Raw genomic sequence first — 471 nt, forward strand, 5'->3', positions numbered from 1 at the left:
AGCCCACGACCGCCGCGTGCTTCCCGGCGTTGATCCAGTAGCGCTGCAGGCCCTGGCCGAAGTCGTCGGAGACGACCCAGCCGCCCGCGGCGCCGCCGGCGAGGTTGCCGTCATTGTCGGCGAGATAGACGAGCCCGCCCACGGGGAGGTGCCCGCGCAGGACGTAGCCGTTCGAGGTGGTGTAGGTCCAGGAGGAGGCGCCCGTCTTGTGGACGCCGACGGAGGCGACCTTGCCGCCCTCGAACCAGTAGCGCTGCAGGCCCTGGCCGAAGGCGGAGGTCACGAGCCACCCGGAGGTGTGGAGGCGCCCGTCGTTGTCGGCGTAGAACATCCCGTCGTCCTCGGCCGAGGAGGAGGTGATGTCGGCGCCGCCGCGCAGGACGTAGCCCTCGGAGGTGGTGTAGTGCGCCCAGTTGCCGGCGCCCTCCGACCCGTCGTCGTAGCCCACGACCGCCGCGTGCTTCCCGGCGT

1 protein-coding gene is annotated in these 471 nt (G+C 72.0%); it reads right to left on the bottom strand.

Going from position 1 to position 471, the window contains the following annotated elements:
• A partial coding sequence (locus tag H6A23_RS11230; RefSeq protein WP_204832257.1) for a hypothetical protein occupies positions 1-471 on the bottom strand: 471 nt, incomplete at both ends.

Source organism: Olsenella uli (assembly GCF_016900775.1).
GTDB lineage: Bacteria > Actinomycetota > Coriobacteriia > Coriobacteriales > Atopobiaceae > Thermophilibacter > Thermophilibacter uli_A.